Annotated in this window: 19 protein-coding genes; 13 read left to right on the forward strand and 6 right to left on the reverse strand. The window is 61.0% G+C overall.

Annotated elements, in window-relative coordinates:
* Positions 1 to 4: 4 nt before the first annotated feature.
* Positions 5 to 604: a DUF924 family protein gene (locus tag D3870_RS00800; RefSeq protein ID WP_119735859.1), complete on the forward strand. Its 600-nt coding sequence runs from the start codon at positions 5 to 7 to the stop codon at positions 602 to 604.
* Positions 605 to 805: 201 nt separating this feature from the next.
* On the opposite strand, the gene D3870_RS00805 is transcribed toward D3870_RS00800, so the two are convergent.
* Together D3870_RS00805 and ygiD are read right to left on the reverse strand one after the other, a co-directional pair.
* Complete coding sequence (locus D3870_RS00805; RefSeq protein WP_147375679.1) at positions 806 to 3,376, reverse strand: EAL domain-containing protein; 2,571 nt, start codon at positions 3,374 to 3,376, stop codon at positions 806 to 808.
* A gap of 198 nt (positions 3,377 to 3,574) precedes the next feature.
* The gene (gene ygiD, locus D3870_RS00810; RefSeq protein WP_119735863.1) at positions 3,575 to 4,384 is read right to left on the reverse strand and encodes a 4,5-DOPA-extradiol-dioxygenase; all 810 of its coding nucleotides are present in this window, start codon (positions 4,382 to 4,384) and stop codon (positions 3,575 to 3,577) included.
* Positions 4,385 to 4,814: 430 nt separating this feature from the next.
* On the opposite strand from ygiD, the gene D3870_RS00815 reads away from it, so the two are divergent.
* The gene (locus D3870_RS00815; protein WP_119735865.1) at positions 4,815 to 5,474 is read left to right on the forward strand and encodes a class I SAM-dependent methyltransferase; all 660 of its coding nucleotides are present in this window, start codon (positions 4,815 to 4,817) and stop codon (positions 5,472 to 5,474) included.
* Between the two features lie 104 nt (positions 5,475 to 5,578).
* Here the strand turns inward: D3870_RS00815 and gstA are convergent, their stop codons facing one another.
* Positions 5,579 to 6,190: a glutathione transferase GstA gene (gene gstA / locus D3870_RS00820; protein WP_119735867.1), complete on the reverse strand. Its 612-nt coding sequence runs from the start codon at positions 6,188 to 6,190 to the stop codon at positions 5,579 to 5,581.
* A 214-nt stretch (positions 6,191 to 6,404) separates the two neighbouring features.
* Here gstA and D3870_RS00825 point away from each other — a divergent pair, with 214 nt between their 5' ends.
* The 6 genes from D3870_RS00825 to D3870_RS00855 all read left to right on the forward strand — a co-directional run bounded on the left by D3870_RS00825 (position 6,405) and on the right by D3870_RS00855 (position 12,946).
* A complete protein-coding gene (locus D3870_RS00825) occupies positions 6,405 to 8,072 on the forward strand; it encodes a long-chain fatty acid--CoA ligase (RefSeq protein ID WP_119735869.1) in 1,668 nt (555 codons plus the stop codon).
* 664 nt (positions 8,073 to 8,736) lie between these two features.
* A complete protein-coding gene (locus tag D3870_RS00835; protein ID WP_147375680.1) occupies positions 8,737 to 8,982 on the forward strand; it encodes a hypothetical protein in 246 nt (81 codons plus the stop codon).
* Positions 8,983 to 9,189: 207 nt separating this feature from the next.
* Positions 9,190 to 9,726: an REP-associated tyrosine transposase gene (locus D3870_RS00840; protein ID WP_119735875.1), complete on the forward strand. Its 537-nt coding sequence runs from the start codon at positions 9,190 to 9,192 to the stop codon at positions 9,724 to 9,726.
* Positions 9,727 to 9,895: 169 nt separating this feature from the next.
* Entirely contained in the window at positions 9,896 to 10,375 is a 480-nt protein-coding gene (locus D3870_RS00845) for a hypothetical protein (RefSeq protein ID WP_119735876.1), read from the forward strand.
* 299 nt (positions 10,376 to 10,674) lie between these two features.
* Positions 10,675 to 12,192, forward strand: a complete 1,518-nt coding sequence (locus tag D3870_RS00850) for a B12-binding domain-containing radical SAM protein (RefSeq protein ID WP_119735878.1) — start codon at positions 10,675 to 10,677, stop codon at positions 12,190 to 12,192.
* 55 nt (positions 12,193 to 12,247) lie between these two features.
* On the forward strand, positions 12,248 to 12,946 hold the full coding sequence (locus tag D3870_RS00855) for an SDR family oxidoreductase (protein ID WP_119735880.1): 699 nt from the start codon (positions 12,248 to 12,250) through the stop codon (positions 12,944 to 12,946).
* 117 nt (positions 12,947 to 13,063) lie between these two features.
* Here the strand turns inward: D3870_RS00855 and D3870_RS00860 are convergent, their stop codons facing one another.
* From D3870_RS00860 to D3870_RS00870, 3 genes are all read right to left on the reverse strand, one after another.
* Positions 13,064 to 13,447: a DUF2834 domain-containing protein gene (locus D3870_RS00860; protein ID WP_158590355.1), complete on the reverse strand. Its 384-nt coding sequence runs from the start codon at positions 13,445 to 13,447 to the stop codon at positions 13,064 to 13,066.
* 135 nt (positions 13,448 to 13,582) lie between these two features.
* Positions 13,583 to 13,798 carry a DUF3717 domain-containing protein gene (locus D3870_RS00865; protein WP_119741489.1) on the reverse strand — a complete coding sequence of 72 codons (216 nt, stop codon included), beginning with the start codon at positions 13,796 to 13,798 and terminating at the stop codon, positions 13,583 to 13,585.
* Between the two features lie 206 nt (positions 13,799 to 14,004).
* A complete protein-coding gene (locus D3870_RS00870; protein WP_119735884.1) occupies positions 14,005 to 14,745 on the reverse strand; it encodes a GntR family transcriptional regulator in 741 nt (246 codons plus the stop codon).
* Positions 14,746 to 15,081: 336 nt separating this feature from the next.
* On the opposite strand from D3870_RS00870, the gene D3870_RS00875 reads away from it, so the two are divergent.
* Genes D3870_RS00875 through D3870_RS00895 form a run of 5 tightly spaced genes read left to right on the forward strand, consistent with a single transcriptional unit; the run spans position 15,082 to position 20,715 of the window.
* A complete protein-coding gene (locus D3870_RS00875) occupies positions 15,082 to 16,422 on the forward strand; it encodes an aromatic ring-hydroxylating dioxygenase subunit alpha (RefSeq protein ID WP_119735886.1) in 1,341 nt (446 codons plus the stop codon).
* A gap of 2 nt (positions 16,423 to 16,424) precedes the next feature.
* A complete protein-coding gene (locus tag D3870_RS00880) occupies positions 16,425 to 17,858 on the forward strand; it encodes a glutamine synthetase family protein (protein WP_119735888.1) in 1,434 nt (477 codons plus the stop codon).
* 10 nt (positions 17,859 to 17,868) lie between these two features.
* Positions 17,869 to 18,192, forward strand: a complete 324-nt coding sequence (locus D3870_RS00885; protein WP_119735890.1) for a 2Fe-2S iron-sulfur cluster-binding protein — start codon at positions 17,869 to 17,871, stop codon at positions 18,190 to 18,192.
* Entirely contained in the window at positions 18,192 to 19,469 is a 1,278-nt protein-coding gene (locus D3870_RS00890; RefSeq protein WP_119735892.1) for an NAD(P)/FAD-dependent oxidoreductase, read from the forward strand. Before D3870_RS00885 ends, D3870_RS00890 begins: the two co-directional genes overlap by 1 nt.
* Before the next feature lie 52 nt (positions 19,470 to 19,521).
* A complete protein-coding gene (locus D3870_RS00895) occupies positions 19,522 to 20,715 on the forward strand; it encodes an ABC transporter substrate-binding protein (RefSeq protein ID WP_119735894.1) in 1,194 nt (397 codons plus the stop codon).
* Positions 20,716 to 20,822: the final 107 nt, after the last annotated feature.

Consider the following 20,822-nt stretch of genomic DNA (forward strand, 5'->3'; position numbering starts at 1 on the left):
CGCGATGGAAACCGAAAGCACCATCAGGGAATTCTGGTTCGGCTCGCAGGCCGACGACAGCGCGGTGGCCAGCGAGCGTGCCGCGCTCTGGTGGTCGAAGAATCCGGATGTGGACGCGGCGATCCGCCAGCGCTTCGCAGCACTGGCGGCAAGGGCGGCCAGCCGCGAGCTGGACGCATGGAACGCGACGCCACACGGCACTCTGGCGCTGATCCTGCTGACCGACCAGTTCCCGCGCAACATACATCGCGACACGCCGCAGGCGTTCGCCTCCGATCCGCTCGCGCGCGCATGGTGCAGCCTCGGTCTGGGGCGCGGCGATGACCTGCAACTGCGCCCGATCGAGCGCGTGTTCTTCTATCTGCCGCTCGAACATTCCGAATCGCTCGACGATCAGGAGCGTTCGGTCGCGCTGTTCGAGCGACTGGCGGCGAACGTCGCGGCGGAACAGCGCCCGGCGTTTGACGGCTTCCTCGACTATGCGCGGCGGCATCGGGACATCATTGCGCGCTTCGGCCGCTTCCCGCACCGCAACCGCATCCTCGGACGGACGACATCGATGGCAGAGACCGCCTTCCTGACGGAAAAGGGCTCGTCGTTCTAGTGTCCTGAGTTGGAAATTCGTTGCAAATAAAAGTGATGAAATCGCGACGAGACAAGGAAAAAAGCGCAGCAAGGCCGAGGCCTTGCGAGCATTTTTGACGCGGTATCGGTGCGATTCTCGTCATCTTTTATGCAGCGAATTTCGAACTCAGGACACTAATGTCCGTTTCGGGACGACACGCAGGGTGCGCATGCCGGCCGTTCACCGCTGCCATGCCTGCCGTGCCCGCTCCCGCAACATGCCCGTAAACACCTCCGCCGACACCGGCACGCTGTAATAGTAGCCCTGCGCCGAGCGGCAGCCCTGCGCCAGCAGGAAGCGGATCTGCTCCGGTGTCTCGACGCCTTCGGCCAGCACCTTGAGCCGCAGGCTGTGCGCCATCGCGATGATGGCGGTGACGAGCGTGGTGTCGTTGCGGTCCTGGCCGATGCCGCTGACGAAGGAGCGGTCGATCTTGAGCGCGTCCACCGGGAAGCGCTGCAGGTAGGCGAGGCTGGAATAGCCGGTGCCGAAATCGTCCACCGACAGCTTGATCCCCATGTCGGAGAGATGCTGCAATGTCGAGACATTGTCGTCGCTGCGTTGCATGAGGACGCCCTCGGTGATCTCGAGATCGAGCGAGGACGGCGCGAGTCCCGCCTCGTCGAGAATGTCGCTGATCCTGCCGTGGAAGTTCGGCTGATAGAACTGGCGCGGCGACAGGTTGACCGCGATCGCCATGTCCGTGTGCCCGAGCGTGTGCCATTGCTTCAACTGCCGGCACGCCTGGCGCAGCACCCAGTCGCCGATCTGCAGGATCAATCCCGTTTCCTCTGCAATGGTGATGAACTCGTTGCAGCCGACCGCATGCTTGCCGGCCTTGGTCCAGCGCAGCAGGGCTTCCGCCGAAATGATTTGTCCGCTTTCGAGATCGACCTGCGGCTGGTAGTGCACTTCGAATTCGTCGCGCACCAGCGCCCGCCGCAACGAGTTCGTCAGTGCGAGTCGGCGCTGCGCCGCCTTGTTCAGCGCCGGCGTGAAGAACTGGTAGTTGCCGCGCCCCTTTTCCTTGGCGTGATACATCGCGGTGTCGGCGGTGCGCATCAGGGTATCGACATCGGTGCCGTCGTCGGGATACAGGCTGATGCCGATGCTGCCTCCGAGGTGCAGCTCGTGCTCGTCGCACAGGAAGGGCAGGTCCAGCGCATGCAGGACCTTCTGCGCCACCAGTGCGGCGTCGCCGCTACCGTTCGAGAGCGGCAGGCTCAGCACGAACTCATCGCCGCCCAGACGCGCCACCGTATCGTCTTCGCGCACGCATTCGCGCAGACGCATCGCCACCATCTGCAGCAGGCGGTCGCCGATCTGGTGGCCGAGCGAGTCGTTGATGTTCTTGAAGTAGTCGAGGTCGATGAACAGCACCGCCACCTTCGTGTGCGTGCGATGCGCATGCACCACCCCCTGCTGCAGGCGGTCGCGGAACAGCACGCGGTTGGGGAGGCTGGTCAGCGCATCATGGTCCGCCATGTAGCGGATGCGGTGCTCCGCCTCCTTGCGTTCGCTCAGGTCCAGCACGAATGCCGCTCGCTGGCTGTCGTCCGTGTCGCCGAAGAACGTCGAGCCGACCAGCACCGGCACGCGGCTGCCGTCCTTGCGGATGTATTCCTTCTCGTAGGTGACGCTGCCGGCATGCCGCGATTCCCTGATGCTCCGCTCCGAGATGGCGTGGAATTCCGGTGGCGTGAGCTCGCGCCACCGGATCAGGCCGGCTTTCAGGTCCTCGCGCGTGTAGCCGATGATCTTCAGGAATGCCTCGTTGGCATCGAGTGCGCAACCCGTCGCATCGTCGAACACGATGCCGATGATGCTGGCGTCGAACAGTCGGCGCAAGCGCCTCTCGTAGTCGCGCGAGGCCTGTTCGGCGCGCTTCTGTTCCGACATGTCGAGCACGAAGGCGATGCCGGAATCCTTCGCGGCATCGATGCATGCGCCGCCGATCATGATGGGGCAGCGCGTGCCGTCGATGCGGATGTATTCCTTCTCGTACGGCGAGAACGCGCCGGTGCGCTTGAGCTGCTTCATGGCCCGCCAGTCTACCGACTTGTACTCGGGCGGCGTGATGGTGCCCCATTGCACTTTTCCGTTGCGTAAATCCTCCTGCGAGTAACCCGACATTTGCAGAAACTTTTCATTCGCCTCGGTGATATTGCCCTCCGCTCCCCAGCACAGAATGCCGATGATGTTCGATTCGAACAGGCGGCGCAGACGCGCTTCTTCCTGCCGCAGATTCTTTTCCGTCTGCTTGCGCTCGCCGATCTCGTGGTTGAGGCGTGCATGAGCATCATCCAGTTCGGTCGAATGCTGCGCCGCGTCTGCCTCGATGGCGTTCCGCGCAGTCCGCAGCGCGAGATGCGGGGCGATTCTTGCCAGCACTTCCCGCGCCTTGGCCGGCCTGGTGATGCAGTCCGCCGCGCCTGCGTCGAAAGCCGCAGTGCGGCCGTGCTCATCCTGCGCCGACATCATGAAGATGACCGGCACATCGCTTGCCTCCGGCATGTCTTTCAAGCGGCGGCAGGTCTCAAGGCCGTCGATGCCGGGCATCGCCATAGTGATCAGGATGAGGTCGGGCCGGATGCTGCGCGTATGCGCCAGTGCCTGGTCGCCGCCTTGCGTGACGACAACTTGACATCCCGTTTTCCTCAACACATCGGTCAGCGTGCCGAGCGTTTCGGATGTATCGTCTATCAGCAAGATGATTCGCTCATTGCGCGTTTGCGCGACGCTCGAATTCATGTAGTGGTCTCCTGCTGCCGTTTGCACGACGGCGGCCTTGCGCCAGAATGCCGTCGCCAATCGTCATGTGAGTCAGGCCCTGTTGCCTGTCATGCCGCAAGGCCGGAGAGAAAATGAAATTTAGACTATCCGGTTCCCGTTCCGGTTCGAGGGAACTTGCACAGGCTCAAGTGAACTGCGAATACCTTCTGTGCAAACTCAAGCCGCTTGCGTCACAGCTTCCATGCCGATCGCCGCCGTCAGCATGCTGATCGAACCGGCCTCGATGCCATCGACCAGGATCGATACCGTTTCGTTGCCCTGTCTTGTGCCGGCCACATAGAGCAGGGGAAGGAAGTGTTCCGCCGTCGGCACCGACAGCGTCGCGTCGTTGCCCCATTGCTCGTATTCGGCCAGTACTTCCATTTCTCCCTTCTGCAGATGTTCGCGCACACGCTCGTTGAAGCGCTGCGCCCAGTCGTATGCCGGATGATTGCCGCGCATCATCAGGCGCAGGTTGTGCACGACATCGCCGCTGCCGATGATCAGCACGCCTTCGTCGCGCAGCGGCGCAAGCCTGCGGCCCAGTGCGAGATGCCACGCCGCCGGCTGCGTGCCGTCGATGCTCAACTGCACCACCGGCACGTCGGCATCGGGAAACGCCTTGACCAATACCGACCAGGTACCGTGGTCCAGTCCCCATGAATGGTCGAGCTGCACATCGACCGGCATCAGCAATTCGCGCACGCGCGCAGCCAATGCCGGATCGCCCGGCGCGGGATAGCGCATGTCGAACAGCGCCTGCGGAAAACCGCCGAAGTCATGGATCGTCTGCGGCGCGGCCATTGCCGTGATGCCGGTGCCGCGCGTGTACCAGTGCGCCGATATGGCGAGAATTGCCTTGGGCTTCGGCAACGAGGTGCCGACCTGCTGCCAGGCGCGTGTGTAGCGATTGTCCTCCAGCACATTCATCGGGCTGCCGTGGCCGAAGAACACGGCAGGCATGCGTGGCCGGGATGTCTGATTCATCTGTTTCTCCTGCTTGAAATGATATCGGCGCACAGCACCGATCGCTTTCGATTATCGTCGATCCGGCGGGTCAGGGTGCGTGGCTGGAACAGGTTTGCCTTGCGGCATGGGCGTTTGCAAAATTTCAGCGCGGCATCTGCGAGTGCGCAAAAGATGCCGCATCGGCAGATGCTAGTGTCCTGAGTTGGAAATTCGTTGCAAATAAAAGTGATGAAATCGCGACGAGACAAGGAAAAAAGCACAGCAAGGCCGAGGCCTTGCGAGCATTTTTGACGCGGTATCGGTGCGATTCTCGTCATCTTTTATGTAGCGAATTTCCAACTCGGGACACCAGGTTGCGGAAGCTGTTTCGCACATGGCGCTCACACGCTCACGCGCTCATGCAGCCACGCATGAAACGTGTTCCATTGATTCCGACCGGATTGCCGCAATGACGACGCGCACCCTCATCCTCGACGATGCTCTTTATCAATACGTGCTCGACGTGTCCTTGCGCGAGCATCCGGTGCTGGCGGCATTGCGCGCGGCAACCGGCAGTCATCCGATGGCGCGCATGCAGATCGCGCCGGAGCAGGGGCAGTTGATGGCGCTGTTGATCCGGCTGCTCGGCGCGCGCCGCACCATCGAGATCGGCGTCTTCACCGGCTACAGTGCGCTGGCGGTGGCGCTCGCGCTGCCGCCGGACGGGCACATCGTTGCCTGCGACATCAGCGACGAATACACCGCAGTCGCGTGCGATTACTGGCAGCGGGCCGGCATCGCGCACAAGATCGATCTGCATCTCGCGCCGGCCATCGATACGCTCGATGCCTTGCTCGGCGACGGGCAGGGCGGCTGTTTCGATTTTGCCTTCATCGACGCCGACAAATCCGCCTACGACGATTACTACGAACGCTGCCTGCAATTGCTGCGCCCCGGCGGCCTGATCATGATCGACAACGTGCTGTGGGGAGGCAATGTGGTGCGTCCGGCGGACAACGAGGACACCGCCGCGATTCAGGCATTGAACGTCAAGCTGCACGGCGACGCGCGCATCGATCTGTCGCTGCTGCCGATCGCGGATGGCGTCACGCTGGCGCGGAAAAGGTAGGGCGGTGGCGGCTGCGATGCAGCCTGGAGGGGGGCGGCGTCGCGGCCGCTTGTGAACACGGCGAGCGCGCGACGCCGAAGCATGCAATCAGGAGAAAGCGAACGTCACTCCTTGATCAGGCCTTCTGCAACCATGGCTGCACGCACTGCCGGGCGCGCCGCGACACGTTCACGATAGGTCTTGAACACCGGCCAGCGCGACAGATCGACATCGACCCGAGCGGCCCAGTTCAGCACGGTGAACAGATAGGCATCGGCCACGGTGAAGTCGCTGCCGGTCAGATAATCCTTGCCCTGCAATTGCGCGGCAATGATTTCCAGACGCAGCGCCAATGTGTCGCGCGCCATCTTCTTCGTCTCGTCCGGCGTGCCCGGCTTGAACAGCGGGCTGAAACCCTTGTGCAATTCGGTCGAGATGTAGTTGAGCCACTCGATCAGGCGATAACGCTCCATCGTGCCGGCGGCCGGCACGAGCTTCTTCTCGGGCACCTGGTCCGCCAGGTATTGCACGATCGCCGGTCCCTCGGTCAGCACGTCGCCGGAGTCGAGCACCAGCGCCGGCACGTAGCCCTTCGGATTGATGGCGCGGAAATCGGCACCGCCGGCGGTCTTCTTGTCCGCGAGAGTGACTTTCTCCATGTCGAATGGAAAACCTGCTTCACGCAACACGATGTGGGGGGAGAGCGAGCATGCGCCGGGCGCAATAAACAGTTTCATTGAAGACCTTTCCCAAAAATAAGTACAACGGCAATCAGTTGACGAAATGCAAAAACGCTTGTTGCAACGCAGTGCGATGCATTCGCCCGGGCGATATTAGCAAAGCATCGGAAATCGTGCTGTGCAGCATTTGATAGCCGTCAAGGCATGCTTGTTTCCTTGCCGGAATGGTTATATATAGTTGACTCACACCATTAAAAAAACAGGCGGAGACATGAACACCACTCATTTCCTACATTGGCCGGAAGGGCTGCCCACCACCGTGACGTTTCCGGAAACAAGCATCTACGAGAATCTGGAAATTTCCACGCGCCGCTACCCGCAGAAACCGGCGATCATCTTCTACGATTCGATCCTGAGCTATGCGCAGGTGCACGGGGAAGTGCTGGCGCTTGCGGGGTATTTGCAGCAGGTGTGCGGCGTGCAGCGCGGCGATCGCGTATTGCTGGACATGCAGAACAGTCCGCAATTCATCATCGCCTACTACGCGATCATGCGCGCCGATGCGATGGTGGTGCCGGTCAACCCGATGCTGATGACCGACGAGCTGGCGCATTACGTCGAGGACAGCGGTGCAAAGGTCGCGCTCGCGTCGCAGGAAATCTTCCCGCGCCTCGCGCCGCTGGTCGGCAAGTCCTGCCTGTCCCATGCAGTGGTCGCGACTTATTCCGATTACCTGACCGCACCGACCGATCTGACGGTGCCCGATTTCGTGCGCGCGCCGCGCAACGTGCCCGACCTGCCGGGCGTGATCGCGTGGACCGACGCCCTGGCCGAACGCCATGCGTCGCGCCGACATGAAGCCGGCGCGGACGATCTCGCCTGCATGCCCTACACCTCCGGCACCACTGGCAAGCCGAAGGGCTGCGTTCACACCCATCGCTCGGTCATGGTGAACGCCGCCGGCAGCGCGATCTGGTCCGGTCATGTCATCCCCGACAACGTCACGCTCGCCGTGCTGCCCTTCTTCCACGTCACCGGCATGCAATCGGTGATGAACGCGGCGATCTACTGCGGCGGCGCCATCGTCGTGCTGCCGCGCTGGGATCGCGACGCCGCGGGTCAGCTGATCACGCGCTACAAGGTCACGACCTGGACCGTGATCCCGACCATGATGATCGACTTCCTCTCGAACCCGCGCCTGTCCGAATACGACATCTCGGGCTTGAAGCGCATCTCCGGCGGCGGCGCCGCGATGCCGGCCGCGATCGCGCAAAAGCTGCTCGATCTCACCGACCAGAAGTACATGGAAGGCTACGGCCTGTCCGAGACCATGGCCGCCTCGCACATCAACCCGCCGCAGCGCATGAAGCAGCAATGCCTCGGCATCCCCGAATTCAACGTCGACTCGCGCATCGTCGATCCGACCACGCTGAAGGAATTGCCGCAAGGCGAAACCGGCGAAATCTGGATCCACGGCCCGCAGGTCTTCCAGGGCTACTGGAACGACCCGAAGAAGACCGAGGAATCCTTCGCCGAACTCGACGGCAAGCGCTTCTTCCGCTCCGGCGACCTCGGCTACATGGACGAGGAAGGCTTCTTCTTCTTCACCGACCGCCTGAAACGCATGATCAACGCCAGCGGCTTCAAGGTCTGGCCGGCGGAAGTGGAAGCGACGATGTACCAGCATCCGGCGGTGCAGGAATGCTGCATCATCGCCGCACGCGACGCGTATCGCGGCGAAACGGTCAAGGCCGTGATCGTGAAGCGGGCCGGCGCGGACGTCACCGAAGACGGTGTCATCCAGTGGGCGCATGAAAAGATGGCCGCCTACAAGGTGCCGCGCATCGTCGAGTTTGTCGAAGTCTTGCCGAAGTCGGCGACGGGGAAGGTGATGTGGCGGATGCTGCAGGAGAAGGAGCTGGGGAACAAGGGCGCTTGAAAAAAGCGCTCGCCGTCGTTGCGGATGGAGCGCGCGGGCAATCGAGCCCGCGCTCATCGATCCGACGTTCAAAAAACAGACCGATTATCTCGAGACGCCGCATCCCCCTCCGTTCCGTTTGCAGCAGTCCTGGAAGGCCTGCCCCGTGTACTTGAGGCAGTTTTCGGCGGCGAATGCCGGAGACAGGGCAGCCAGTGCCCACAGCGATGCGCATAACACGATAAATTTCTTCTTCATTTCGCGCTTCCTCCCTTGAATACCCGTCGGCTCCATCAGAGGCAGGTGACGGGTTGCCTGCCCGATTGCATTATATCCACGCGTCAACCATGCGCCATATCCGCGGGGTAATGGCGATGCGGTTGATTTCCTGCCATTTGCGCCGCCTCAGCGGACACACATGCGCGGTCATGCGGCCGCACAAACTGAAAACTCTCTCCGCCAAATCCAGACCGCTATGACAGCATGCATGACATGCAGCCAGGGCCGGATGGGTTCCCGTCAATGGTCATCTGATCCGTCAGCTCCCCGCATAACCATTCTTCCTTGCATTGACACTCGTCAAGCCTCTCATTTTTGTCAATTCGACATGATTCCAGTTGACACTACTCAATGCCGGCCGGCATCTCAGCTGATAAGTTGGTATTTAGTCAACACGGAGGCAGCTATGGACAACGGCGATCTGGAATTGATGCGATTCATGGGAACGCTAAACCAAGTCGCCGATTGGGAGAGCGATAGTCTTGCGGAACAGAAAAAACGAAGGGAAATCCAGCAGAAAAATGTGAAATTCAAGCAACAGCTACAGGCCGCCAAACAGGAAAAGCAAAGAAAAATGAAGATCCTGATCGTGCTGTTTGCTGCCACTGCGGCTTGCGCCTGGATGTTTTTCGCCACGCAGATTTTCAGATGACTTGATGCAGGATATTGCGGGGGAAATCCATCGAAGAGGCGCGTGATCTCGGCGGGGGACTGTCGACAGATCCGGACGCCTCCCGTCGCATTTTCGCCCTGCGCTCTACACCCTGCGAGCCATGACGCCATTGATCAGCGCGGTAGCGGTAGGGCGGAAAAGCGCAGCGCCTTCCGCCGCATTCCACACTCTGGCACACTACCCTCCATGCCAGACTACCGCCGCAATCGCGTCCCCGGAGGGACGTATTTTTTCACCGTCAATCTGCTCGAACGCCACAGCCACTTGCTGCTCGAGCATATCGACCTCTTCCGCGACGCCGTGCGGAAAGTGCGTGCCCGCCATCCCTTCCACATCGACGCATGGGTTGTACTGCCTGATCATACCCATTGCATCTGGACGCTGCCGCCGGGCGACACCGATTATTCCTCACGCTGGAAAGCCATCAAGATCGCCTTTGCAAAATCGCTCCCGAAGACCGAACGTTTGTCCGCAGTGCGTGCGCGCAAAGGCGAACGCGGCATTTGGCAACGACGATTTTGGGAGCATACGATCCGCGATGAGCGCGACTACGCGAATCACGTCGATTATGTGCATATCAATCCGCTCAAGCACGGCATGGTGCAACAGGTGAGCAACTGGCCGTACTCGTCATTTCATCGATATGTTGCTGCGGGCATGTATCCGCATGACTGGGCAGGAGAGATGGTGGAGTTGCAGGCAGGGGAGCGAACAAGCGTGTAGCGTGTAGGGCGGAAAAGCGCAGCGCCTTCCGCCATGAGCTTCACTTCGATACACGTGTCACGCGTGGGGTAGCCGCCGAAATCGCGTTTACTGGAGGCAGGGGGATGGTTGGGTGCGAATGGCGGAAGGCGCTGCGCTTTTCCACCCTACGAGCTACTGGAGAAAGCATATGAAAAATAAGGTTCAATTTCTCGCTTTGGTTTGCCTATTTGCATTCAATGTAATAGTCATTTTTGGCTGTGATTTCGAGTCGACTGGTGAAAATGCTGAACAAACTCGACGTTCATTTGTATTGCAGAACGCGTTGCTAAACGTGCAAAAGAATGGCGACATTTTGTTTCCCAAGAAAATAGCATGGCTTCCGACATATTCGAATTCGTGCAGATACGCCAATCCACGAATTGCCTTTGAAGACTGCTTACAGTTCTTAATCGAAGGAGAGAATATGGATTCGGCCAGAAGAAATGCCATCCATGTGGCCGAAACAATTCAAACAGTTATTTCCACGCAAGCCGATTTCCAACTCACAGGGATTTACGTAGTACTTATTCCCGTACTTCGACATGAAGGCTATTTAGGACACATCACGCCGGCTTCAATGAAACATTTCGAAACCGGCGATCCGCTAGTTATCAAAATGGGAGAATAAAAATGTATGCAACTGTCAATATTCGATATGGGAATATTTCAATCCCAGGAGTTAACAACTCGTAGCTCGTAGCTCAGGACGGAAAAGCGCAGCGCCTTCCGCCGCATGCCATGCTTTGACGGACTACCTCATGCGACGGGTTCCTTCATCTTCTGGAGTAGTTCCGCATCATCGGCCTGAGCGTCGAGAATCGGGTACATAGGAAGGCAGATTGGGCGCATCCGCATTCCGTGGCGGATAGTTCGGCTTGCTTTCGGCACGTACAATGACGCTCGTACCATTTCCTTCCGCGCAGTTCCATGACCATCCTCCTCTCCACCCTCAACGCTCGCTACACCCACGCCTCGCTCGGCCTGCGCTATCTGCTTGCCAACATGGGCGACCTGCAGGACGAAACGCGCCTGCATGAATTCGTGATCGGGGCGAAAACTGCCGACGTGGTGGAGAAGTTGCTCGCGCACCAGCCGCGCATCGTCGGCTTCGGCGTCTACATCTGGAACGTGGAGGAAACCACCAGGGTGGTGGCGATGCTGAAGCGCGTCGCACCGGAGGTCGTGATCGTGCTGGGCGGGCCGGAGGTGTCGTATGAACCGCAGGAGCAGCGCGTCGTGCAGCTCGCCGATTACCTCGTGACCGGCTGGGGCGATGTCACGTTTCCGCAGTTGTGCCGGCAGATCCTGCGCGGGCCGAAGCCCTTGATGAAGATTCATGCCGGCGTGCAGCCGCCGCTGTCCGATATCGCGTTGCCGTACCGGTTCTACACCGACGAGGACATCGCGCATCGCACGCTGTATGTCGAGGCCTCGCGCGGATGTCCGTTCAAGTGCGAGTTCTGCCTGTCCTCGCTCGACAAGACGGCGTGGCCCTTCGATCTGGATGCGTTTCTCGGCGAGCTGGAGTCTTTGCATGCGCGCGGTGCGCGGCTGTTCAAGTTCGTCGATCGCACCTTCAACCTGAATATCAAGTCGAGTCTGAGGATCATGCAGTTCTTCCTCGACAAGCTGGAAGACGCGCCGGACGATCCGGTGTTCGCGCATTTCGAGGTGGTGCCGGATCACTTGCCCGATGCATTGAAGGAGGCGATTGCACAATTCCCGCCGGGGACGCTGCAATTCGAGATCGGCATCCAGAGCTTCAATCCCGAGGTGCAGGCGCTGGTCAGCCGCAGGCAGAACAACGAGAAGGCGACCGACAATATCCGCTGGCTGTGCGCACACTCGAACGCGCATCTGCACGTCGATCTGATCGCAGGGCTGCCGGGCGAGGATATCGAGAGCTTCGCGCGCGGCTTCGACAAGCTGGTGACCTTGCAGCCGCATGAAATCCAGTTCGGCATTCTGAAGCGACTGCGCGGCACGCCGATCATTCGCCATACCGATGCGTACCGGATGGCGTTCGATCCCTATCCGCCGTATTCGATACTCGCCACCGACCGCATCGACTTCGCGACGATGCAGCGGCTGGTGCGCTTTGCGCGTTACTGGGACCTGGTCGCGAATTCGGGGCGATTCGCGCACACCTTGCCGCTGATTCTGGGCGATGCGCCGTTTGCCAATTTCATGGCGTTGTCGGACTGGCTGTATGCGCATACCGATGCGACGCATCGCATTGCGCTGGAGAAGCTGGCGGCGCTGGTCGCACGCTGGTTGCGCGAGAGAGGAAATGACGAGGCGGTGATTGCCGCGTCGCTGGCAAGCGACTATGCGGGACAGGCGAGCATGTCGTCGTCGAAGACGGCGGCGCGTGCCGGCGACAAGGCGGCGCTCACATCGCCAGCGGCCTTGCCGCAGCGGCAGGCGCGGCACCTGGCGGCCTGAGTTTGGCCTGGGTTTTCCGGGCACAATGAATGAATAACCTCAAAGGAGTTTCCAAATGCAAAAAGTTGCCTTGATCACCGCCGCCTCGCGCGGCATGGGTGCCGCGTGCGCGGCCGAACTGGCTGCTCGCGGGTATCAGCTCGTGCTGATGTCGCGCTCGGAAGAGGTTCATTCCACTGCGAAAGCATTGGGCGGCATTGCGCTGCAGGGATCAAGCGACAACGCAGCGGACTTGCAGAAGCTGGTGTCGCTGGCGATGGAGAAGCACGGCCGCATCGATGCGGTCGTCAACAACACCGGCCATCCGAAGAAGGGGCCGCTGCTGGAATTGAGCGATGCCGACTGGCATGCCGGCCTTGACCTGCTGCTGCTGAACGTGGTGCGCATGACGCGCCTGGTGACGCCGATCATGCAGGCGCAGGGCGGCGGCGCGATCGTCAACATCTCGACCTTCGCTGCCTTCGAGCCGTCGGCGCGCTTTCCGATCTCGGCGAGCTTGCGTGCGGCGCTGGCCGGCTTCACGAAAATCTATGCGGACGAGGTCGCGAAGTCGAACATCCGCATCAACAACGTGCTGCCGGGGTATGTGGATTCGATCGTGCAGGATGCGGCTACGCTGGCGCAGATCCCGATGGGACGGCAGGGGACAAAGGAGGAGATTGCGAAAACCGTCGCCTTCCTGTTGTCCGACGATGCGGGCTATATCACCGGGCAGAATCTGCGCGTGGATGGCGGGATCACGCGATCGGTTTGATCCGGCGATCACCCTCCCGCTATTTCAGCGCCGGGGCAGGGTGGAGCTGCAGTGCAGCCGATGCGATTGCGCCAAGGTGGCTTCGGCGCAACTGCATCGTAGTCACATTGTTCTGAATCACGCGCGTCCGCCGCTCAATGCGTCACCACTTCCGGATGTGGTGATCCTGCCTGCCTTTTCAATGACGTGAGCCCTGACTGCCAGGAACAAGGGAAACGCAAACGCCAGCGCAACAAATATCGTCAGGATCACATACACGAACGGCCACCGGATTCCCAGCCGCTTTGCCTCGGAAAACATCCAGACGAAAAATGCGAAGGCCACGACGGTGATGTCGACAGCCACAGAGCTGGAGACATGGTTGGCAAATGCATGCGCGACAAATTCCGGAAGCAGCAAGCTGCCGCCCGCCATGACATGCCGGATATTGAAATACCAGGTCAATACCAATCCTGCGACGGCGAATGTCAGATAGAGCCAGGTCGTTTTTGAAAATTTCATGGATTTCCTCATTGGATCAAGAGGAGTCATTTTCAAAAACAAATGAAAAAATGGCAATCAAAATGGCCATTCATGAGCCGCCGCAGCCAGCGCGAATGGGGAACTGCTGGCGTTATTTGATCAGTTCGGCGGAGTTCACGCGTGCTGCTGCCGCCACGCTTCCACCAGTTGCTGCGATGCCTGATCGAGCGTGTCGAGCGGTACGACCTTGGCACCGTTGAATATCATCATTGCATACAGGGTCGCCAATGCATTCACTTCCGGCGACAGCGCGCGCTCCTCGCCGGTCGAGGGACGCAGTGCGCGCCAGTAGTTGATGGCTTGTTCCAGCTCGGCGAGTGTCATGTCCATGAACATATTCTAGTGTCCTGAGTTAGAAATTCGCCACATAAAAGATGACGAGAATCACACCGATACGGCGTCAAAAATGCTCGCAAGGCCTCGGCCTTGCTGTGCTTTTTTCCTTGTCTCGTCGCGATTTCATCACTTTTATTTGCAACGAATTTCCAACTCCGGACACCAGGTGGACACGCGGTCGCCCCAGGAAGTTCACGCGCTCACGACCGCGAGCGCACCGCATCAGCCACCAGCTTGATGCCCGGCATGATCTTCGCCGCCAGTTCCGGCTTATCGAGCGCGTAGTCGAGGTTCATGCGGGCGATCTCGACATGTTCCTCGCCCAGCGCCTGCGCGCGCGAGCCTTGGCTGCGCTCGATCGCCTGCAGCAGGGCGTGGTGCGTGCGGTGCGCCTGCTTCATCCACTGGTGGCCTTCTTCCATCGACGACTGCATGGGCAGCATGGCGCTGGCGGCGGCGAAAGGCTGGCCGTTCAGCATGTCCATCACGCGCTTGATCATCACGTTGCCGCAGCCATCGACGATGAGCTGGTGGAAGCGGTCGTTCATCTCGACATACGCGGCGTAGTCGTCGAGGTCCATGTTGTCCTTGTTGACGACCTTGTCGCCATCCTCCAGAACGTCATGCAATTCGCGCAGCAACTGGCGCGGCGCACCGTTTTCGGCCAGCAGGCGCGCGGCAAAACCTTCGAGCAGGCCGCGCACGCGGATCGCGTCGGCCACTTCTTGCGAGGTGAAGCGCCGCATCTGGTAGCCGCCGCTGGGCGATTGCTCGATCAATCCTTCGTGCTCGAGGCTGGCGAGCGCGAGGCGCACCGGCGTGCGCGAGGCTTGCAGGCGCTCCGAGACAGGGATTTCCGCCAGGCGCTCGCCCGGCGCGAATTCGCCCTTGAGGATCATGTCGCGCAACTGCACGAGGACGCGGGATTGTTGGGATTCCATGGCTGTGGACATGTTTGGTATCGGTTGAGAAGTGTTGAAACAAGTTTAACGCATTCGATTGAATGCAGAAAAATCGGGGGCGGGAAGCATATTGCATGCAATTGCGTCGTGAATGAAGTATGCACTGCCTTGGCGCGATTTGCACCACAAACGTTCATGGACTTGAGCTTTGTCGAGGAAGTCATTATAAGTAGCTGATTTAAATGATTTTTTACTGATATTTATCGTGTAATCCAAAAAGCGCCGCCACAAAAATTCCTGATTTGTCTTGCGCGCCTCAAAAAAATGCATACAATTGCATGCAATAAGCCGACAACTGACAAATGGAGTAGATACATGATTAGCGCTGAACAGAACGACCTCATGACGCGGGTGGGCCCGCAAGCTCCGGCCGGCAAGCTGCTGCGCCGCTACTGGCAGCCGGTCGCGCTGACGGATGAGCTGGAAGGCAAGCGTCCGGTCCGGGCGGTCAAGCTGATGGGGCAGGATTTCGTGCTGTTCCGCGACGAGCATGGCAAGCTGGGCATGCTGGACCGCGATTGTCCGCACCGCGGCGCCGACCTCGCGTTCGGCCGTATTGAAGGCGGCGGTCTGCGCTGCCCGTTCCACGGCTGGCTGTTCGACGTCAAGGGCACCTGTCTGGAAACACCGGCCGAGCCGGAAGGCAGCAAGCTGTGCACGCGCATCAAGCAAAGCGCCTATCCGGTGATCGAGAAGAGCGGCATCATCTTCGCCTACATCGGCGAAGGCGAGCCGCCGGCCTTCCCCGACTTCGACTGTTTCGTCGCGCCCGGCACGCATACCTTCGCCTTCAAGGGCCTGTTCGAGTGCAACTGGCTGCAGGCGCTGGAAGTCGGCATCGATCCGGCCCACGCTTCCTATCTGCACCGCTTCTTCGAGGATGAGGACACGTCCGAAAGCTACGGCAAGCAGTTCCGCGGCGCATCCGCCGACTCCGACATGCCGATCACGAAAGTGCTGCGCGAGTACGACCGTCCCGAGATCAGCATCGAGCACACCGATTATGGAATGCGCCTGATGGCGCTGCGCAAGCTGCCGCAGGACCAGCAGCACGTGCGCATCACCAACGTCGTGTTCCCGCAAGCCTTCGTGATCCCGATGAGCTCGGAAATGACCATCTCGCAGTGGCACGTGCCGGTCGATGATCACAATTGCTACTGGTACGCGATCTTCACCAGCTTCACCGGCCCGGTGAACAAGCAGCAGATGCGCGACCAGCGTCTGGAACTGTATGAATTGCCCGACTACACCTCGCGCAAGAACAAGCGCAACAACTATGGCTACAACGTCGACGAGCAGCTCACCGAGACCTACACCGGCATGGGCAACGACATCAACGTGCACGACCAGTGGGCGATCGAATCGCAAGGGTCGATCCAGAACCGCACGCGCGAACACCTGGGCGTGACCGACAAGGGCATCGTCGCCTTCCGCCGCATGCTGGTGAAGGCGATCGAAAGCACGCAAGAAGGCGGCGACGCACCGATGCTGATCAATGCGGAACAAGCGAGTGCGTTCAGCGGCCCGCCATCCATCGATGGTATCGACAAGACTGCCGGCGAGCCGAATGCCTACTGGCAGAGTGCCGATCTGGATCGTCGTCAGAAGTCCGATTGGGCATCTGCGCGTCTTGACTCTTCCAAGTCCGGAAAATAATCATGGCGAGCTTCGTCGATAGATTCGATCTCTGGACGGTCGAGCAGCGCGAGCAGGCGCGCGAGCTGGTGCGCCGCATCGAGGCGGGCGAGGTCGAGACAGTGCGCTTCGCCTTCCCCGACCAGCACGGCATCCTGCGCGGCAAGACGCTGGTCGCGAGCGAGGCGAAGTCCGCGCTGTGGGAGGGCGTCAACATGACCTCCACGCTGCTGGTGAAGGACACCTCGCACAAGACCGTGTTTCCGATATTCAACACCGGCTTCCAGCTGGAGGGCATGCAGGGCGGCGCGGATTTCACCATCGTCGCCGATCCGGGCAGCTTCCGGATCCTGCCGTGGGCCAACAAGACCGGCTGGGTGCTGTGCGATGCCTACATGGCCGACGGCAAGCCATCGCCGCTGGCGACGCGGCAGATTCTGCAGCGCGCCGTGAAGCAGCTCGATGAATACGGCCTCGACTTCGTGGCGGGACTCGAAGTGGAGTTCCACGTCTTCAAGCTCGACGATCCGCGCATGGCGCTGGGCGATTCCGGCCAGCCGGGCGAGCCGCCGCGCGTGTCGCTGCTGTCGCACGGTCATCAGTACCTGACCGAATTGCGCTACGACCGCGCCGATCACTTGATGGAATTGCTGCGCACGCAATTGCAGGCGCTCGGCCTGCCGCTGCGCTCGCTGGAAATCGAATTCGGCCCGAGCCAGTTCGAGCTGACCTTCGGCCCGACCGTGGGCGTGCTGCCGGCCGATCTGATGGTGCTCTTGCGCAGCGCGGTCAAGCAGATCTGCCAGCGCAACGGCTATCACGCCACCTTCATGTGCCGTCCGCGCATTCCGAACGTGATGTCCTCCGGCTGGCACCTGCATCAATCGATGCGCCGCAAGAGCGATGGCGTGAATGCCTTCATGCCCGATGAGGAAGGGCAGGTCCTGAGTCCGCTCGGCATGCATTACCTCGCCGGCCTGAAGGCGCACGCATGCGGTGCGGCGGTACTCGCCAGTCCGACCATCAATGGCTATCGCCGCTATCGTCCGTTCTCGCTTGCGCCGGACCGTGCGATCTGGGCGCGCGACAATCGCGCCGCCATGCTGCGCGTGCTGGGCGGGCCGGGGCAATCGGCATCGCGCATCGAAAACCGCGTCGGCGAACCGACTGCCAATCCGTATCTCTATCTGGCGTCGCAACTGTTCGCGGGACTGGACGGCATGAAGAACAAGCTCGATCCGGGGCCGTCGGCGGACGCGCCCTACGAGACGCCGGCCGAGCAGTTGCCGCGCAGCCTCGGCGATGCCCTGCAAGCTCTGCGCGCCGATGCCTGCCTCACCGCGCAGCTCGGCAAGCCGTTCGTCGATTACCTTTGCCACATCAAGGAAGCGGAGATTGCGCGCTTCAATCTCGAGGTGAGCGAATGGGAGCAGCGCGAATACTTCGATATGTTTTAAGGATTGAGAAATGCCTGTGATTACCTTCATCCAGAAGGATGGAAGCAGCCGCGCCGTTGAAGCAAAGAACGGCGCCAGCGTGATGGAAACCGCGATCCACGCCAATGTGCGCGGGATCGATGCCGAGTGTGGCGGCAGCTGTTCGTGCGCGACCTGTCACGTCTATGTGGACGACGCCTTCCTGCACTTGCTGCCGGAAGCGGACGAGATGGAAAACGAACTGCTCGACGGCGTCGCATCGGAGCGCCGGCCCGGCAGCCGCCTGAGCTGCCAGCTCACCGTGTCGGCCCAGCTCGATGGCCTGACGCTGCGCATTCCGGAAATGCAAGCTTGATGAGCAACGACGCCCCCCTGATCATCGCCGGCGCGTCCTACGCCGGCCTGCAACTCGCCGCCACCGCGCGCGAACTGGGTTATGCCGGTCGCATCATCATGGTGGGCGACGAACGCCATCTTCCCTATCAGCGTCCGCCGCTATCCAAGGGGCTGCTGACCGGCAAGACGACAGCGGACAAGCTGCCGCTGCGCAGCGAGGAGTTCTACCGCGAGAACGGCATCGAGACGCTGCTCAATCAGCGCGTCACGCGCATCGAACCCGACCAGCGGCGCGTGCATCTGGCGGATGGCGGCACGCTCGATTATGCGTGGCTTGCACTGATGACGGGCGCGCGCTGCCGGCCGTTGCCGGTGCCCGGTGCGGAGCTGAACGGCGTGCACATGCTGCGCACGCTGGGCGACGGCTTGCGCATCGCCGAATACGCGAAGCAGGTGAAGACCGCGTGCGTGATCGGCGGCGGCTTCATCGGTCTGGAGGTGGCGTCGGCATTGCAGACCTGCGGCGTGCAGGTGACTGTGATCGAGGCGCAACCGCGCCTGTTGGCGCGCAACTTCCCGCTGCTGATGTCCGACTATGTGCTGCGCGCCCATCGCGCGCGCGGCGTGCAGGTGGAGCTGGGACGCGGCGTGCGCACACTGCATGGCGACAATGGCCGCGTTGCCGCTGTCGAGCTGACGGACGGTACGCGCATCGCATGCGAACTGGTGGTGGCCGGCATCGGTGTCGTGCCGAATGACGAACTCGCGCGCGAAGCGGGCATCGCCACCGACAACGGCATCCTCGTCGATGCCTGCGGACGGACCAGCGTGGAGCGCATCCTGGCGGCCGGCGACGTTGCCAACATGCAGTTGCCGTCGTGGGGGCCGGATGACTCTGCCGGGCGCTATCGTCTGGAGTCGATCCAGGCCGCCAACGACGGCGCGAAGGCGTGCGCCTCGGTGATCGCCGGCCAACCCAAACCGTGCACGACGGTGCCGTGGTTCTGGAGCGACCAGTTCGAGCTGAAATTCCAGATGGCCGGCTTGCCGCAAGCGAGCGACGAGATCGTCGTGCGCGGCGATATCAGCAGCAACAAGTTCAGCCTGTTCTATCTGCGCGGCGGCCATGTTGCAGCCGTGCATACCGTAAACCGCCCGGCGGAACACATGTTGAGCCGGCGTCTGATCGCCGCCAATGCGGCGCTTGCTCCGCGGCAGGCCGCCGATGAAGGCTTCGACCTGAAATCGATTCTCAACATTTCGAGCACCAGCAGCGGTGCGGAAAGTGTTGCATGATGTGCGTTGTGAATTGCTTGTGTTTTTTCAACCCCTCTCCGGAGACTTTCCCATGCTGAAAAGAAGAACCGTCCTGGCATCCATCGCCGCCGCCGCCCTTGGCAGCGTCGGCACACTGGGTGTCGCGCACGCTGCGGACGACACGATCAAGATCGGCCTGATCGCCACCTACACGGGGCCTTATGCCGACTATGGCCGCCAGTTCGACGCGGGCATTGCGCTGTACCTGAAGGAAAACGGCGGCAAGATCGCCGGCAAGAAGGTGGAAATCATCAAGAAGGACACCGCAGGTCCTTCGCCCGACCACTCCAAGCGCTATGCGCAGGAACTGATCGTGCGCGACAAGGTGAACTTCATCACCGGCCTCGACTTCAGCCCGAACGCCTACGCCATCGCGCCGATCGCCACGATGGCAAAGATGCCGGTGATCGTGATGAACGCGTCCTCCTCCGGCATCACCGCCGCCTCGCCGTATATCGCACGCCTGTCGTTCACGGTGCAGCAGGTCTCCGCGCCGATGGCGCAGTGGCTGCTGAAGAAAGGCACCAAGGAAGTCTACACAGTGGTCGCCGATTACGGCCCCGGCGTGGATTCGGAAACCGCATTCAAGAAAGCCTTCACCGAAGGCGGCGGCAAGGTCGTCGGCAGCGTGCGCACGCCGGTCAACAACCCCGACTTCTCGGCCTTCGTGCAGCGCATCAAGGATGCCAAGCCGCAGGCGGCGTTCTTCTTCTTCCCCTCGGGCGTGATGCCGCCGGCCTTCCTCAAGGTATGGAAAGAGCGCGGCATGGAAGAAGCCGGCATCAAGCTCTATGCCACCGGCGAAGCGACCGATGACAGCTACCTCGAAGCCACCGGCGACGTCGCGCTGGGCCTGATCACCAGCCACCACTATTCGTATGCGCATGCGTCCGAGAAGAACAAGAAGTTCGTGAAGGCATTCAACGCCGAATTCGGCAACAAGATGCGCCCGAGCTACTTCGCGATCACCGCGTATGACGGCATGGCCGCCATCGCCGCCGCGCTTGCGAAGACCAAGGGCGACATGTCGGGCGATGCCGTGATGGAAGCCCTGAAAGGCCTGAAGCTGGAAAGCCCGCGCGGCCCGATCGAGATCGACGCCGCCACCCGCGACATCGTGCAGACCGTCTACATCCGCAAGGCCGAGCGCGTCAAGGGCGAACTGGTCAACGTCGAGACGGACCGCTTCGAGCGCGTGAAGGATCCGGCCAAGGAAGGCAGCTGATAGCAGCAAACTGATGATGGCGTGACTGCGTCTACTGGCGCGGTCACGCCATCGCGCATTCCAGCGGCAACAAAAACCCCGATAAACATCATTGGCGCACCGGACCG

This window comes from Noviherbaspirillum cavernae (assembly GCF_003590875.1).
GTDB classification, from domain to species: Bacteria; Pseudomonadota; Gammaproteobacteria; order Burkholderiales; family Burkholderiaceae_D; genus Noviherbaspirillum; species Noviherbaspirillum cavernae.

Coding starts and splice junctions, on each gene's coding strand:
- D3870_RS00895 (WP_119735894.1), top strand. CDS start 19,522: ATGCTGAAAAGAAGAACCGTCCTGGCATCCATCGCCGCCGCCGCCCTT.
- D3870_RS00845 (WP_119735876.1), top strand. CDS start 9,896: ATGAAAAATAAGGTTCAATTTCTCGCTTTGGTTTGCCTATTTGCATTC.
- ygiD (WP_119735863.1), bottom strand. CDS start 4,384: ATGAATCAGACATCCCGGCCACGCATGCCTGCCGTGTTCTTCGGCCAC.
- D3870_RS00865 (WP_119741489.1), bottom strand. CDS start 13,798: ATGGACATGACACTCGCCGAGCTGGAACAAGCCATCAACTACTGGCGC.
- D3870_RS00885 (WP_119735890.1), top strand. CDS start 17,869: ATGCCTGTGATTACCTTCATCCAGAAGGATGGAAGCAGCCGCGCCGTT.
- D3870_RS00855 (WP_119735880.1), top strand. CDS start 12,248: ATGCAAAAAGTTGCCTTGATCACCGCCGCCTCGCGCGGCATGGGTGCC.
- D3870_RS00840 (WP_119735875.1), top strand. CDS start 9,190: ATGCCAGACTACCGCCGCAATCGCGTCCCCGGAGGGACGTATTTTTTC.
- D3870_RS00870 (WP_119735884.1), bottom strand. CDS start 14,745: ATGGAATCCCAACAATCCCGCGTCCTCGTGCAGTTGCGCGACATGATC.
- D3870_RS00890 (WP_119735892.1), top strand. CDS start 18,192: ATGAGCAACGACGCCCCCCTGATCATCGCCGGCGCGTCCTACGCCGGC.
- D3870_RS00800 (WP_119735859.1), top strand. CDS start 5: ATGGAAACCGAAAGCACCATCAGGGAATTCTGGTTCGGCTCGCAGGCC.
- gstA (WP_119735867.1), bottom strand. CDS start 6,190: ATGAAACTGTTTATTGCGCCCGGCGCATGCTCGCTCTCCCCCCACATC.
- D3870_RS00880 (WP_119735888.1), top strand. CDS start 16,425: ATGGCGAGCTTCGTCGATAGATTCGATCTCTGGACGGTCGAGCAGCGC.
- D3870_RS00875 (WP_119735886.1), top strand. CDS start 15,082: ATGATTAGCGCTGAACAGAACGACCTCATGACGCGGGTGGGCCCGCAA.
- D3870_RS00805 (WP_147375679.1), bottom strand. CDS start 3,376: ATGAATTCGAGCGTCGCGCAAACGCGCAATGAGCGAATCATCTTGCTG.
- D3870_RS00860 (WP_158590355.1), bottom strand. CDS start 13,447: ATGAAATTTTCAAAAACGACCTGGCTCTATCTGACATTCGCCGTCGCA.
- D3870_RS00835 (WP_147375680.1), top strand. CDS start 8,737: ATGGACAACGGCGATCTGGAATTGATGCGATTCATGGGAACGCTAAAC.
- D3870_RS00850 (WP_119735878.1), top strand. CDS start 10,675: ATGACCATCCTCCTCTCCACCCTCAACGCTCGCTACACCCACGCCTCG.
- D3870_RS00825 (WP_119735869.1), top strand. CDS start 6,405: ATGAACACCACTCATTTCCTACATTGGCCGGAAGGGCTGCCCACCACC.
- D3870_RS00815 (WP_119735865.1), top strand. CDS start 4,815: ATGACGACGCGCACCCTCATCCTCGACGATGCTCTTTATCAATACGTG.